Below are 14,439 nucleotides of genomic sequence, written 5' to 3'. Positions count from 1 at the left end.
CCGCAGGACATAACGACCATATACGTGGCCCGGAAGCCGCCGCAAAAAAGACATTTCCGCCGCCACCCGCATAGGTTTTGCTCAGCGTAATCCTTTCGCCGATCGCACCCGCGCTGCCTCTCCCGGCTCCATGGTTCAGGGCAACGGATCGGCGCTGTAGCGGTCAGACGAATAAGGGTCGCGCACGTCCAGTGCCGCTCCACTCGACATCTCTGGAGGTCCGCCATGTCCGTCACGATCGATACCGCCACCGGCACCTGTTCCACCACAGTCGAAGGTACCACCTACCGCAGCGCCATAATGGACACACGTGTAAGCACTGACCCGAACGCGCGCATGTCCGTCGCGCACATCGGCGGCGCCAACACCCATATCACCGAGGACCAAGCAGAACATCTGATTGCCGCAGGAGCCAAGGACGACCGCGAAAATCTGATCGTTGACGGTTGAGCCCGGAACAAGGCTCCAACGTAAAAAACCCCGCTGCCAGGGCGCTGGCAGCGGGGTTTTTCGTTTGTCGTTACAACCAGCGATAGCGATCAGTGCCCCTGGTATTCACGCTCAGCGTCTTCGAAGCGCTTGATCATGGTCGTCGAAGCGCCCTGCCCCACCTTGCTGAATACCACGATGGCGATGCTGGCGAGGATGAAGCCCGGAATGATTTCGTAAAGACCGAGACCGATGAACTGCTTCCAGACCACCACGGTGACGGCACCAACGACCATGCCGGCCAGCGCGCCATTGCGCGTCATGTTCTTCCACAGCAGCGAAATCAGTACCACCGGACCAAAAGCGGCACCAAAGCCGGCCCAGGCGTAGGAGACCAGGCCCAGCACCTTGCTGTCCGGGTTGGACGCGATGCCAAGGGCAACGAAGGCGATCAGCAAGACCATTGCGCGGCCGACCCAAACCAGCTCGGTCTGCGAAGCATTCTTGCGCAACATGGCCTTGTAGAAATCCTGCGTCAGCGCACTGGAACTGACCAGCAACTGAGCGCTAAGGGTACTCATCACGGCAGCCAGAACACCCGAAAGGATGATGCCCGCCACCCAGGGGTTGAACAGGATTTTCACCAGTTCCATGAATACACGTTCGCCGTTTTCGGAAACGGGACCGGCCAGTTCCGGATGGCCCGCGAAGTAGGCGATACCGAAGAAGCCCACGGCGACCGCACCGGCGAGGGTCAGGATCATCCAGGCCATACCGATGCGGCGGGCGTTGGGGATGGTCTTCACCGAGTCGGCGGCCATGAAGCGCACAAGGATGTGCGGCTGACCGAAGTAACCCAGGCCCCAGGCCAGCAAGGAAACGATGGCAACGAAGGACAGGCCATTGAACATGTCGAACGCGGCCGGGTTCTGCGTGGCAATGGTATCCATCGCAGCGCCCATGTCGCCCAGCGCCAGGATCACGAATACTGGCGTGATCAGCAGCGCGAAGATCATCAGCGTGGCCTGCACGGTGTCGGTCCAGCTCACGGCGAGGAAGCCGCCGATGAACACGTAGAGGATGGTCGCTGCCGCGCCGATCCAGAGTGCCAGGTCGTACGGCACGCCGAAGCTGCTTTCAAACAGACGGGCGCCGGCGACAACTCCGGAGGCGCAGTAGATGGTGAAGAACACCAGGACGACCAGCGCCGAGAAGATACGCAGCAACCGGCTGTCGTCTTCGAAACGGTGCGAGAAATAGTCAGGCAGCGTGAGCGCGTTCTTGTTGCGCTCGGTATGCACGCGCAGGCGCCCGGCCACGAACAGCCAGTTCAGCCAGGCACCGGCGATCAAGCCGATGGCGATCCAGCTTTCCGACAAGCCCGCAACGAAAATCGCCCCCGGCAGGCCCATCAGCAGCCAGCCGCTCATGTCCGAAGCGCCGGCCGACAGTGCCGTGACGAAACTTCCCAGGCTACGTCCCCCCAGGATGTAGTCATCGAAGTTCTTGGTGGCACGGTAAGCGACGAAGCCGATTAACAGCATGGCGCCGATGTAGATCACGAACGTGATTAAAGTGGGAGTACTGATGCTCATTTTGTTCCCTCGTTAGTTGTTGTTGATGGGCGCGAGGGTATTCCCGATCCCACCTGGCAGAGGGCGATGGCGGTTCGCGCCATCACCGGGACGGGCTCACCTGAGCCCATCAGTGGCGGAAGAGCGATCCGCCAACTGTTCTGATTGTTCTAGTGAACCGGCGGTCTCTGAACCGAGCCGCCGGACGTTTTAACCGAGCCGACGATCAGTCGTCACCCAGCGACAGCAAGGACGCGTTACCACCAACAGCGGTGGTGTTAGTGGAGGTGGTGCGCTCGTTGACGAAGCGCAGCAGGTAGCTGGGACCGCCGGCTTTCGGGCCGGTGCCGGACAAACCACAGCCGCCGAACGGCTGCACACCGACCACGGCGCCAACCTGATTGCGATTGACGTAGAGGTTACCGACCCGAGCCAGTGCCTCGATGCGCTCGGCGGTTTCCTCGTTGCGGCTGTGCACGCCGAGCGTCAGGCCGTAACCGGTGGCGTTGATGTCCGCAACGACCTTTTCCAGATCCGCCGCGTCGAAGCGCACCACGTGCAGCACCGGGCCGAATTGCTCCTTCTTCAACTCATGAATCCCACCGATCTCGAACGCCACCGGCGCGACGAAATGCCCGTTCAGGCTCCCCGGAAGCTTGGCTTCGGCGATCAGCTTGCCTTCGGCCTTGAGCTGCTGGATATGTGCCAGCAACCCTTCGCGCGCCTCGGCATCGATCACCGGGCCCAGATCGTTCTCACGCAAGTGAGTCGGGCCGACCTTCAGCTCGGCCATGGCGCCCTTGATCAGCTCGATCACGCGATCGGCGATGTCGCGCTGCACATAGAGTACGCGCAGAGCCGAGCAGCGCTGGCCGGCGCTGGTAAAGGCGGAACCGACCGCATCCTTGACGACCTGCTCAGGCAGCGCGGTGGAGTCGACGATCATCGCGTTCTGGCCGCCGGTTTCGGCGATCAGGGTGGCGATGGCTCCTTCCTTCTCCGCCAGCTGGCGGTTGATGATGCGCGCGGTATCAGTGGAGCCGGTGAAGCACACGCCGACCACACGCGGATCACGGCAGAAGACACCGCCCAAGGTGGCGCCGTCGCCGGGTAGGAAGGCGATGGCATCCTTGGGCAGGCCGGCCTCGAACATAAGCTCCAGCGCACGGGCGGCGATCAGGCTGGTCTGCTCGGCGGGCTTGGCCAGCACGGTGTTACCGGCGACCAGTGCTGCGGTGATCTGACCGAGGTAGATCGCCAGGGGGAAGTTCCAGGGGCTGATGCAGACGAATACGCCGCGGCCTTCGTGGAACAGTTCGTTGCGCTCGCCGGTGGGTCCTTTGAGTTCTTCACGACCGAGTTTCAGGCGAGCCTGCAGGGCGTAGTAACGGCAGAAATCCACGGCCTCGCGGACTTCGTCGATGCCGTCCTGCAAGGTCTTGCCGGCTTCCAACGTGCACATCGCCATCAGCTCGGCGCGGTTGGCTTCGAGCAGGTCACCAAGGCGCTCGAGGACCTGTGCGCGTTGCTCGATCGGTGTGGCGTTCCAACGCGGCCAGAAAGCGGCCAGGCCGTCGACGGCCTGCTTGGCCTGCTCAGCGGTGGCGAACTGGGCGGTGCCCACCTCCTGGCTGAGCTGATACGGGCAGTGCACTTTGTGTGGCGCACCGGTGAGCTTCTGCCCGCCGATCACCGGGGCGGCCTGCCACTGACGGCCGAGGAAGGTCTGGTAGGCGCTGGACAGGTCGTTCCACTGAGTCTGGATGTTCATGTTGATGCCTTGCGAGTTGGTCCGGTTGCCGTACAGCGCCGGTGGAAGCGGGATGCGATGGTTGCCGAGGGTCCTGAACTGCCGCAGCTGGGTCACCGGGTGGTCGATCAGGGTGTCCACCGGCACGCGCGGGTCGACCAGCTGATGAACGAACGACGAGTTGGCGCCGTTTTCCAGCAGGCGCCGCACGAGGTAGGGCAGCAAGTCCTTGTGGGCACCGACCGGGGCGTAGATGCGCACGTTCTTGCGATGCTTTTCGATCACCGTGTCGTACAGTGCGTCGCCCATCCCATGCAAGCGCTGGAACTCGAACTCGCGCGGGACTTTCAGCTCGTCGGCCATCGACAGAATGCAGCTGACGGTGTGCGCGTTGTGGCTGGCGAACTGCGGATAGATCACGCCGCGGGTGTGCTCGGACAGCAAGTAGCGCGCGCAGGCCAGGTAGGAGGTGTCGGTGCCTTCCTTGCGAGTGAATACCGGATAGCCGTTCAAGCCCTGAACCTGACACTGCTTGATCTCGGTGTCCCAGTAAGCACCCTTGACCAGCCGCAGCGGGATGCGCGCGCCCAGCTCCTTACCCAGCAGGGTCAGCCAGACCAGCACCGGCAGGCAGCGCTTGGAGTATGCCTGGATGACCAGGCCGAACTCGCCCCAGCCGGCGATGGCCGGGTCGCGCATCAGTTTTTCGTAAAGCTCCAGCGACAGCTCGAGGCGATCCGCCTCTTCGGCGTCGATGGTGATGCCGACATCCAGGCGGCGCGCCAGGATTGCCAGCTCGCGTACGCTTTCGAACAGTTCAGTGAGCACTCGCTCGCGCTGAGCCACTTCATAGCGTGGATGCAGGGCCGACAGTTTGATCGACACCGACGGACGCGGGCCGGAACCGACTTGCGGCTCGGCACCGACAGTCTCAACAGCCTGACGGTAGTCAGCCATGTACTTGCGTGCATCCTCGGCGGTCAGCGCCGCTTCGCCGAGCATGTCGAAGGAATAGGTGTAGCCCTTCTCCCGCTCGGGGCGGCCGTTCTTCAGCGCCTCGGAGATGCTGCGACCCAGCACGAACTGCTTGCCCATCAGCTTCATCGCCTGGTTCATCGCAGCGCGGATGACTGGCTCGCCGGAGCGCTTGATCAGCCGGCCGATGACATTCTTCGGACGGCCGTCGGCATTTTCCGGATCGACCACCTTGCCGGTCATGACCAGCCCCCAGGCGGCGAAGTTGACCAGCACATTATCGCTCTGGCCGAGATGGCGTTCCCACTCGGCCGCATTGAGCTTGTCGCGAATCAGCGCATCGGCCGTCGCCGAATCCGGCACGCGCAGCAGCGCTTCGGCTAGACACATGAGCATCAGGCCCTCGTGCGTATCCAGGCTGTACTGGCGCAGCAGCGCGTCGAGCGTATCGACGGCGTTGTCCCGGCCGCGCACGTCTTCGATCAGTGCGCGGGCGTTGCGGCGGACAGCCTCGATCCCGGCGTCACCTGGGTCGGCGAGCTGCAGCAGCTCGGTGAGATAGGCTGCCTCGTCAACGCTGTAGTTGGCGCTTATGACGGGGAAGAATTCGGCGGCTTTCAGATTGGCGAAATCGCCCTGCAAGACTTGACCGGCTTTGAACATCGCGCCGCTCCTCTCGTGGAGTGTTGTTGTGTTGAATCAGGGCCAGCGGGTCGCTCGCGCCAGTGATTGCACTGCGATGGCCGCCAAACGGGTAGGGGAATCTACGGCGAGAGGGTTTTGCGTTGTTGCGCAAATCTACGGAACTTTTACAAAAAACTACGGCTTTCTACTCCAGCAAACGAACCGTCATGAAAGTTCGCTAGAGCAGCGCGAAATAATATCTCCGTAAAGCAAAACGCACCGGATCGGTGCGTTTTTCCTCGCTTCAGCTGTCACTGCATCGCAGACGCTTGGGCGTTAGCCCGAGATAACGACGGGTCGCTGTGGTCAGCGCACTCTGGCTGGAGAAACCGCACTCCTCGGCAATCCGCACCAGCGGTAGCGGGCTCTCGCGCAGTAGTCGGGCCGCGCGATCGAGGCGGCTCTTGAGCAGGTATTGATGCGGGGTAAGGCCGACGCTGTCCTTGAACTGCGCATGGAAGTGGCTAGGGCTCAAGCAGGCTACCTGTGCCAGCTCGGCAACGGTGATGCGGCGCGCCAGGTTGCTTTCGATATGAGCGTCCAGCCGGGCGATATCCAACGGGCCGGTGGGCTGGCGTGTCGCCTCGCCGAACACCCGCAGGTGCACGGCGCGCAACAGCACTCCACCCAACGCCCGCGCCAGCAGCGGATCGCTGCCGTAGCGGGCCAGCTCGGCACCCGCGTAATTGAGCAGGTTGTGGAAATCGGCATCCAGCACGGGATAACGCGGCGTTTCGAACAGCTGAACCAGCAGCCGCGGATCGTCGGCGCTCAAATCCTGATCGTCGAGATCGATGATCAACATGCGGTTATCGCCCTTGCCGGCGAACTCATGGTCGGCATGGCCCGGCACCAGGCAGGCACGCATGCGACAGACCTCGCCTCCTGAGCCATCCACTTCGAATTCGGCACTGCCCGACAACGACAGGACCAATTGATGGTAGTCGTGCGCGTGTTCGTGGGCCTTGTCATCGAGGCGAAGCAGGCGGGCGTTGAGCATATATCGAGGCACCTGAGTATCGGCGCACTGTACCGGAGCCGCCGTTTTTTTCCCAGCCGGGTCAAACGGGCAAAAGGTCAATAGATTGAAATCATTCCGACGATACCCATCTAACAAGCATCTACTCGAGACAGGTGCCTCATGAACGACGACAGCAATCAGGAATTCGAGCAGAGCATGTCTTCCACCGGGCTGGTCCTGCCCGACCAGGATTTGCCGGACAAGCTCTATATCATCCCGGTGCACAACCGCCCCTTCTTCCCGGCGCAGGTGCTACCAGTGATCGTCAATGAGGATCCTTGGGCGGCAACCCTCGAACTGGTATCCAAGACACCGCATCAGCGCCTGGCCCTCTTCTATATGGACACCCCAGCACAGGACGCTGCCAGCTTCGACCCGGACAGCCTGCCCGAACACGGCACCATGGTCCGTGTGCACCACGCATCGAAGGAGAGCGGCAAGCTGCAGTTCGTCGCGCAAGGCATGGCCCGCGTGCGGATTCGCGGCTGGCTGCGGCGCAAGCCGCCCTATTTGGTGGAGGTGGAATACCCGCAGAGCGACGAAGACCCCCGCGACGAGGTCAAGGCGTACGGCATGGCCCTGATTAACGCGATCAAGGAACTGCTGCCGCTCAACCCGCTATACAGCGAGGAGTTGAAGAACTACCTCAATCGCTTCAGCCCGAACGCGCCATCGCCGCTGACCGATTTCGCCGCCGCCCTGACCACCGCACCCGGCCTTGAGCTACAGGAGGTGCTCGACACCGTGCCGGTGCTCAAGCGCATGGAAAAGGTCCTGCCGCTGCTGCGCAAGGAGGTCGAAGTCGCCAAGCTGCAGAAGGAGCTGACCGGCGAGGTGAACCGAAAGATCGGCGAGCGCCAACGCGAGTTCTTCCTTAAAGAGCAACTGAAGATCATCCAGCAGGAATTGGGCATTACCAAAGACGACCGCAGCGCCGATGCTGACGAATTCCGTTCGCGCCTGGAAGGAAAAGTGGTGCCGCCTGCCGCGCAGAAGCGTATCGACGATGAGCTGACCAAGCTCTCGGTACTCGAAACCGGCTCGCCGGAATATGCGGTGACCCGTAACTATCTCGACTGGGCCACATCGATGCCCTGGGGCTTGTACAGCGAAGATAAGCTCGACCTCGGACGCGCGCGCAAGATACTCAACGAGCATCACGCCGGCCTCGACGACATCAAGAGCCGCATCATCGAATTTCTCGCCGTCGGCGCATTCCGCGGCGAGATCGCGGGTTCCATCGTGTTGCTGGTCGGCCCGCCGGGCGTGGGCAAGACCAGCATCGGCAAGTCCATTGCCGAATCGCTGGGCCGTCCCTTCTATCGCTTCAGTGTCGGTGGCATGCGCGACGAAGCGGAGATCAAGGGCCACCGACGCACCTATATCGGCGCCCTGCCCGGCAAGCTGGTGCAGGCGCTGAAGGAAGTCGAGGTGATGAATCCGGTAATCATGCTCGATGAGGTGGACAAGCTGGGCAACAGCCATCAGGGCGATCCGGCGTCAGCGCTGCTGGAAACCCTCGATCCGGAGCAGAACGTCGGCTTCCTCGATCATTACCTCGACCTGCGCCTGGACCTGTCCAAGGTATTGTTCGTCTGTACGGCCAACAGCCTCTACTCGATTCCCGGGCCGCTGCTCGACCGCATGGAAATCATTCGGCTATCGGGTTACATCACCGAGGAAAAACTGGCGATCGCCAAACGCCATCTCTGGCCACGGCAGCTCGAGCGTGCCGGCGTACCGAAAAACCGTCTGGCGATCAGCGACAGCGCTCTGCGCAACCTGATCGAAGGCTACGCGCGCGAAGCCGGGGTGCGGCAGCTGGACAAGCAGCTCGGCAAGCTGGTGCGCAAGGCAGTGGTCAAGCTGCTGGAGGAACCGGACAGCAAGATCAAGATCGGCCCAAAGGATATCGAAGGTTACCTGGGCATGGCGTACTGGCACCCCGAACAGCTGCTCCACGGGGTCGGAGTGGTCACCGGCCTCGCCTGGAACAGCATGGGGGGTGCAACCTTGCCGATCGAGGCAACGCGCATCCATACGTTGAACCGCGGCTTCAAGCTCACCGGCAAGCTCGGCGATGTGATGAAGGAGTCGGCTGAGATCGCCTTCAGCTACATCAATTCCCATCTTAAGGAATTCAAAGGCGATCCGGCGTTCTTCGATCAAGCCTTCGTGCATATGCACGTGCCCGAAGGCGCGACGCCGAAGGACGGCCCCAGCGCGGGCATCAGCATGGCCAGCGCGCTGCTGTCGCTGGCCCGTAACCAGGCGCCGAAGAAGGGCGTGGCCATGACCGGCGAACTGACCCTGACCGGCCTCGTGCTGCCCATCGGTGGCCTGCGCGAGAAGGTCATCGCGGCGCGGCGCCTGAAGCTCTACGAACTGATCATTCCAGAGCTCAACCGCGGCGACTTCGAAGAGTTGCCGGACTACCTCAAAGACGGCCTGACGATGCATTTCGCCAAGCGCTTCCAGGATGTCGTCAAGGTACTGTTCTGATCACCCGCCGAGCGGGCCATCGCTGGCCCGCTCGGCACGCCGTATCCGGAACGACATGAACGCCTCGGCAATCGGCATGACACCTTTACGGTCGACCGTCAGCGTCTTAAGGTTTCATCCGACGCCGAGCGTTTCCATTTTCCTACCGAGTCGGTCGCCCATGCTTCGATCCCTGCCCCGCCTGTTGCCGTTTGCTGTTTTGCTCGCGCTCGCCGGCTGCGCCGGCGCCCCACCCAGCAGCGTCGCGTTGAGCGACGACACGGCTTGCCCTTTGTCTATGCAGCCTGGCCAGACGCTGATTCTTAGCCTGCCCAGCAACCCGGCCAGCGGCTACCGCTGGAGCCTTCGCGAAGTTTCGTCCGAGCAGCTCAAGAGCCTCGGCCCGGAAGTATTCAGTTCACCCAAGAACGACCTGATCGGTGGCGACGGCGTTTCGACCTGGCGCTTCGAGGCCGCCAACAACGGCAGCGGGCGCCTCTACCTCACCTATCAGCGCCCTTGGGAAAACGAGGCGGAACCGGCCGGCCTGTTCGACTGCCGCATCGAGGTGCAGTGATCGGGCGCCCGGTCCTCGGTGCGCCGGCCGTCCACTCAGCACCGGCGATCCACCGAGCTTTCCGGTACACTACGGCCCCTGTTTTTCAGCCTGCCCAAACGCCGCCGTGATCCACGACCCTGACCGCTTGTTCGCCCAGCCCCTCGCCCAGCCCCAGGATTTCACCTTCAATGAAGACGTGGCGCGGGTGTTTCCTGACATGATCAAACGCTCGGTGCCGGGCTATCCAACCATCGTCGAGAACATCGGCGTGCTGGCCGCGCAGTTCGCTCAGCCCAATACCCACCTCTACGATCTCGGTTGCTCGTTGGGCGCGGTCACTCAGGCGCTGCGCCGGCACGTGAAGGCGGACAACTGCCGGGTGATCGCCATCGATAACTCCGCGGCCATGGTCGAGCGCTGCCGCGAGTACCTGCACGCTCAGGATTCGATGTTCCAAGAGTTACTGCCGGTGGAGGTAATTGACGCCGATGTCCTCACGCTGCAATACCAACCGGCCTCATTGGTGGCGCTCAACTTCACCCTGCAGTTCATCCCGCGCGAACAGCGACCGGCGCTGCTGAGCAGCATCCACGAAGCACTGGTTCCCGGCGGCGCGTTGATCCTGTCGGAAAAGCTGCGCTTCGAAGACGAGCAGGAGCAGGCGTTGCTGACCGATCTGCACATCGCGTTCAAGCGTGCCAACGGCTACAGCGAACTGGAAATCGCCCAGAAACGCAGCGCTATCGAGAACGTGATGAAGCCCGACAGTCTGGCGACTCACCGCCAGCGCTTGCTGGACGCTGGCTTCTCGAAGGTCGTGCCCTGGTTTCAATGCCTGAATTTCGCCTCCCTGATCGCGCTGCCATGAATCTCGACCTGACTCCTCTCGCCTGGCGTCTGGCCGGCACCCCGCTGGCGGCCTGGGCAAATGGCCTGCAGCAGCAACTCGACGCCAAGCTCGCCATGGGGCATGGCGATTTGCCGCGCTGGCGCCGCGCGGTCGATGCGCTACCAGACATCCAGCCTGACACCGTCGAACTGCGCGATGCCTTCCGGCTGGACGCCGATTGCGACGAGGCAACACGCGCCATCACCCACGATGCACTGTTTGGCTTGTCGCCCTGGCGAAAGGGACCCTTCGATGTATTCGGCGTGCACGTGAATACCGAATGGCGCTCGGACTGGAAGTGGGATCGAGTAGCGCCGCACCTTGACCTTACCGGCAAGCGCATCCTCGACGTCGGCTGCGGCAATGGCTACTACATGTGGCGCATGCTTGGCGCAGGAGCCGACTCGATTGTCGGAATCGACCCGAACTGGCTGTTCTTCTGCCAGTTCCACGCCATGAAGCGCTATCTTGCCGAGCAGCCTGTTTGGCATCTGCCGCTGGCCCTGGAAGAACTGCCGGCGAAGCTCGAAGGCTTCGACACGGTGTTTTCCATGGGCGTGCTTTACCACCGGCGTTCGCCCATCGATCACCTGCTGGACCTCAAGGACTGCCTGCTCAAAGGCGGCGAGCTGGTGCTGGAGACCCTGGTGGTCGAGGGCAACGAACATACAGCGCTGGTTCCTGAAGATCGTTACGCGCAGATGCGCAACGTCTGGTTCCTGCCCTCGGTGGCCGCCTTGGAATGCTGGCTGCGCCGCGCCGGCTTCATTGATGTGCGCTGCGTCGATGTCAGCGTCACCAGCGTCGAGGAGCAGCGCAGCACCGACTGGATGCGCTATCAGTCGCTGCCCGATTTCCTCGATCCGCAGGATCACAGCAAAACCATCGAAGGGCTTCCAGCACCGATGCGCGCCGTGTTGATCGCACGTAAGCCGTAGGTCCGCTCCCGTCTCGTCCGCGCGGAACGAAGCGCACAACCCTTAGCCACCGCGCCGGCAGCGCTGCTCCTGCACCGCTTGTCGAAGCGGCATCTGCAACTTCTCGATCAACCGCGGCCGGCTTAAATCGCGCATGCGCAACTGCCGATCACTGAGCCTGAGCAGGCGCTGGTATAAACGGCGCCTGCGCCAGGCGACGAACCAGTCGATCACCGCTTGCTGAAGCTCGAGTGGCCACATCGCCGGCATATAGAACTCCGGCATCGCCGGCCGAGGCCGGTCGTCGACCCTATCGCACTGTTGCTCTCGTTCAGAATGACGCATCGCATCCTCCTGCCTGTAAGAGGGTGCCGTAGACGCACCCGATGCCTGCCGACCGTCTCGTGATCGACAGAATCAGCTTGAGCGCCCTTGACGATTCAGACAAACGACTACAATAGAACTGTCGGTTCAGAAAAATTGAAGGACAGCCCCATGCCCGGAATGCCGGAAGAGCTCCCCCAATCAGCCATGCCCCTGCTTGAGATCGATGTGTTGCGCACCTTCGTGTCCATTGCCGAAAGTGGCAGCTTCACGCGCGCGGCGGGGCAGATCTTTCGAACCACCTCGGCGGTCAGCATGCAGATAAAACGACTCGAGACCATGCTCGGCTGCGCACTGTTCGTTCGCGAGGCCCGACGCATTGCGCTTACCGCCGAAGGCGAGCGACTGCTGGGTTATGCACGACGGCTGCTCAAGCTTAACGAAGAGACAGTCAGCGCCTTCATCGCCCCGCGGCTGAGCGGACGGGTTCGCTTTGGCACCCCGGCTGATATCGGCACGCACATCCTGCCCGGGCTACTGTCACTGTTCGCCCGAACCCATCCAGGCATCGAAGTGAATGTCTCGGTCGGCCGTAGTGTCGACATGATCCAGCGCATCGATGCCGGCGAACTGGACGTCGCGATCGTCAGTGTTGGAAACCTCGGACAGGACGACTCGCGCGGCGAGGTCATTCACAGCGAGCCCCTGGTCTGGGCCGGCCGCGCCGGAGGTGTCGCGGTCGAGCGCAACCCATTGCCACTGGCCCTTTCGAGCCCTGAATGCGCATGGCGACGGCAGGCACTGGACGCACTGGACCGCGCCGGCCGTCCCTATCGCATTGCCTACTCCAGCGAGCAGTGCGCCGGGCAAGAAGCGGCAATGGTCGCCGACCTTGCGGTGGCGCCCTATCCGCTGAGCCTGGTCAGACCGCCACTGAAGCGATTGGAGGAAGGCGACAGCCTGCCAAGCCTTGGTGAATATCAGATCAAGTTGCTTCGCGCCGCTGGCCGCAGCGAGGCGGTGGAGGTGCTGTCCCGGCATGTCATCGCAGCGTTTGCCGCCTATCACCGATAGGCGACGCAACGGGTAAGCAACAGCAAAGAGAGCAGACGACGATGGCGAAATGGTTGATGGCCGCTGGGTTGCTGCTGCTCCTTCTCGGGGCGCTCCTGCACTACGCGCCAGGGTTGCTGAGCTGGTTCGGCAAGCTACCCGGTGACATTCGCATCGAGTCAGAACGCAGCAAGATATTCATTCCGATCACGTCGATGATAATCCTGAGCGTGTTGCTGACAATTCTACTGAACTTGTTCAAACGCTAAGGCGACCAGCAGCCAGCAAGTCGCCACGCTGATCAGCCGCGAGCGGCCGCAGCAAGGATTAGGTGCTTCATTTCCTTGACGGCCTGTTTGAAACCAACGAACAGCGCGTGGGCGACGATGGCGTGGCCGATGTTCAGCTCATTGACGCCCCGAATTGCCGCGATGGCCTCGGCGTTGTGGTAGTGCAGACCATGGCCGGCGTTGACGATCAGCCCGTGGCTCAGGCCGGACTCGACGGCGTCACGGATTCTCGCCAACTCGCAGGCCCGCTCGGCGACGCCGTGCGCATCGGCATAACGCCCGGTATGCAACTCGATAGCCGGCGCCCCAACGCGAGCGGCAGCCTCTATCTGACGTGGATCGGCATCGATGAACAGCGACACCTCCGCTCCGCAGGCAGCCAGGCGATTGACCGCCTCCCGGATGCGTGCTTCCTGCCCCGCCACATCCAGGCCGCCCTCTGTGGTCAGCTCTTGGCGTGTTTCCGGCACCAGGCAAACGTGTTCCGGACGCAATTGCTCGGCGAAGACCAGCATCGCATCGGTAACACCCATCTCGAAATTCATCCGGGTCTGCAGCGCGTCCTTCATCATCAGCACGTCGCGCTCCTGGATGTGCCGACGGTCCTCGCGCAAATGCACCGTGATTCCGTCGGCTCCCGCCTCCTCGGCATCCAGCGCGGCCTTGACCGGATCTGGGTAACGCGTACCACGCGCCTGGCGCAGGGTGGCGACGTGATCGACATTGACACCGAGCAGAATTCGATTGGCTTCAGTCACGCGGGACCTCCTTCATGTTCATGAACAGTTCGCGGCTGACTAGAGGTCGACCGCCGAGATGCGGTGCCAACGCCTGCCGCATCAATCTTTTCGCTGCCGCCAGCGCACCCGGCACCTCCCAGTCGGCTTCGGCCATAGCCAAGAGTTCCGCGCCATTGAATAGACCGGGCTGAAACTCGCCAACCGGTTCCAGACCGGTATCCGGCAGCAACCGATAAAGCCCTGCGCTACTCACGGGATGCCCAGAGATGTCCTGATCAAGATCGAACCCGTAACCCAGCTCGGTCAGCAACCGCCATTCGAATGCGCGCAGAATAGGCTCCAGCGGGCGCTTGGCCGCCAATGCAGGCAGGGTCGCAACGTAGTGCTCGAACATGACGGGATGCGCGTCTTCGGCCGGGAGCAAGCGAATCAGCAACTCGTTGAGATACATACCGCTGAACAACGCATTGCCATCCAACCAGTACGCCAGGCCAGCGCTTTCCAGACGCGCCACGGCTTTCAGTTCGCCACGGCCACGAAACTCGACTTCGAGCGGCACGAAAGGCCTCGCCAATGTGCCAGCCCGGCCGCGCGCGCCGCGAAGCACTGCGCGCAGCCTTCCTTCGGGCGTGAAAAAATCCACCAGCGCGCTGCTCTCGCGGTAGGGTCGACTGTGCAGAACGAAGGCGGATTGAGCGGTCATTGGAAAGCGCCGCAGGCGGGTGATCAACGATGAGCCAATCGCAGCGACTG

The 14,439-nt window shown here is 62.4% G+C and carries 13 protein-coding genes; 7 read left to right on the top strand and 6 right to left on the bottom strand.

Annotated features, from left to right (window positions below; all coding sequences use genetic code 11):
• The first annotated feature begins 225 nt into the window (after window positions 1-225).
• A complete protein-coding gene (locus UF78_RS05565) occupies window positions 226-450 on the top strand; it encodes a DUF3203 family protein (protein ID WP_045161032.1) in 225 nt (74 codons plus the stop codon).
• Between the two features lie 89 nt (window positions 451-539).
• Here the strand turns inward: UF78_RS05565 and putP are convergent, their stop codons facing one another.
• From putP to UF78_RS05550, 3 genes are all read right to left on the bottom strand, one after another.
• Window positions 540-2,024, bottom strand: a complete 1,485-nt coding sequence (gene putP / locus UF78_RS05560) for a sodium/proline symporter PutP (protein WP_045161031.1) — start codon at window positions 2,022-2,024, stop codon at window positions 540-542.
• Window positions 2,025-2,229: 205 nt separating this feature from the next.
• Window positions 2,230-5,391, bottom strand: a complete 3,162-nt coding sequence (gene putA / locus UF78_RS05555; protein WP_045161030.1) for a bifunctional proline dehydrogenase/L-glutamate gamma-semialdehyde dehydrogenase PutA — start codon at window positions 5,389-5,391, stop codon at window positions 2,230-2,232.
• A 265-nt stretch (window positions 5,392-5,656) separates the two neighbouring features.
• Complete coding sequence (locus UF78_RS05550) at window positions 5,657-6,412, bottom strand: AraC family transcriptional regulator (protein ID WP_045161029.1); 756 nt, start codon at window positions 6,410-6,412, stop codon at window positions 5,657-5,659.
• 141 nt (window positions 6,413-6,553) lie between these two features.
• On the opposite strand from UF78_RS05550, the gene lon reads away from it, so the two are divergent.
• The 4 genes from lon (at window position 6,554) to cmoB (ending at window position 11,300) form a co-directional block, all read left to right on the top strand.
• Entirely contained in the window at window positions 6,554-8,935 is a 2,382-nt protein-coding gene (lon, locus tag UF78_RS05545) for an endopeptidase La (protein ID WP_045161028.1), read from the top strand.
• 160 nt (window positions 8,936-9,095) lie between these two features.
• Window positions 9,096-9,491, top strand: coding sequence for a protease inhibitor I42 family protein (locus tag UF78_RS05540; protein ID WP_045161026.1), 396 nt, complete (start codon window positions 9,096-9,098; stop codon window positions 9,489-9,491).
• Window positions 9,492-9,597: 106 nt separating this feature from the next.
• Window positions 9,598-10,341, top strand: a complete 744-nt coding sequence (cmoA, locus tag UF78_RS05535) for a carboxy-S-adenosyl-L-methionine synthase CmoA (protein ID WP_045161025.1) — start codon at window positions 9,598-9,600, stop codon at window positions 10,339-10,341.
• Window positions 10,338-11,300, top strand: a complete 963-nt coding sequence (cmoB, locus tag UF78_RS05530) for a tRNA 5-methoxyuridine(34)/uridine 5-oxyacetic acid(34) synthase CmoB (protein WP_045161024.1) — start codon at window positions 10,338-10,340, stop codon at window positions 11,298-11,300. The genes cmoA and cmoB overlap by 4 nt, the downstream gene beginning before the upstream one ends.
• Before the next feature lie 42 nt (window positions 11,301-11,342).
• Here the strand turns inward: cmoB and UF78_RS05525 are convergent, their stop codons facing one another.
• Complete coding sequence (locus UF78_RS05525) at window positions 11,343-11,624, bottom strand: hypothetical protein (protein ID WP_080890550.1); 282 nt, start codon at window positions 11,622-11,624, stop codon at window positions 11,343-11,345.
• 159 nt (window positions 11,625-11,783) lie between these two features.
• Between UF78_RS05525 and UF78_RS05520 the strand changes: the two genes are divergently transcribed.
• Window positions 11,784-12,677 carry a LysR substrate-binding domain-containing protein gene (locus UF78_RS05520; protein ID WP_045161108.1) on the top strand — a complete coding sequence of 298 codons (894 nt, stop codon included), beginning with the start codon at window positions 11,784-11,786 and terminating at the stop codon, window positions 12,675-12,677.
• Between the two features lie 41 nt (window positions 12,678-12,718).
• Complete coding sequence (locus tag UF78_RS05515; protein ID WP_045161022.1) at window positions 12,719-12,925, top strand: DUF2905 domain-containing protein; 207 nt, start codon at window positions 12,719-12,721, stop codon at window positions 12,923-12,925.
• 32 nt (window positions 12,926-12,957) lie between these two features.
• Here the strand turns inward: UF78_RS05515 and pdxJ are convergent, their stop codons facing one another.
• Together pdxJ and recO are read right to left on the bottom strand one after the other, a co-directional pair.
• Window positions 12,958-13,704 (bottom strand): pyridoxine 5'-phosphate synthase, encoded by a 747-nt coding sequence (pdxJ, locus tag UF78_RS05510; RefSeq protein WP_045161020.1) that lies wholly within the window; start codon window positions 13,702-13,704, stop codon window positions 12,958-12,960.
• Complete coding sequence (recO, locus tag UF78_RS05505; protein ID WP_045161019.1) at window positions 13,697-14,389, bottom strand: DNA repair protein RecO; 693 nt, start codon at window positions 14,387-14,389, stop codon at window positions 13,697-13,699. Before recO ends, pdxJ begins: the two co-directional genes overlap by 8 nt.
• Window positions 14,390-14,439: the final 50 nt, after the last annotated feature.

Source organism: Stutzerimonas stutzeri (assembly GCF_000952685.1).
Classification (GTDB): Bacteria; Pseudomonadota; Gammaproteobacteria; order Pseudomonadales; family Pseudomonadaceae; genus Stutzerimonas; species Stutzerimonas stutzeri_E.
Note: the sequence above shows the minus strand (reverse complement) of the source record. Positions and strands in the feature narration are given on the sequence as shown.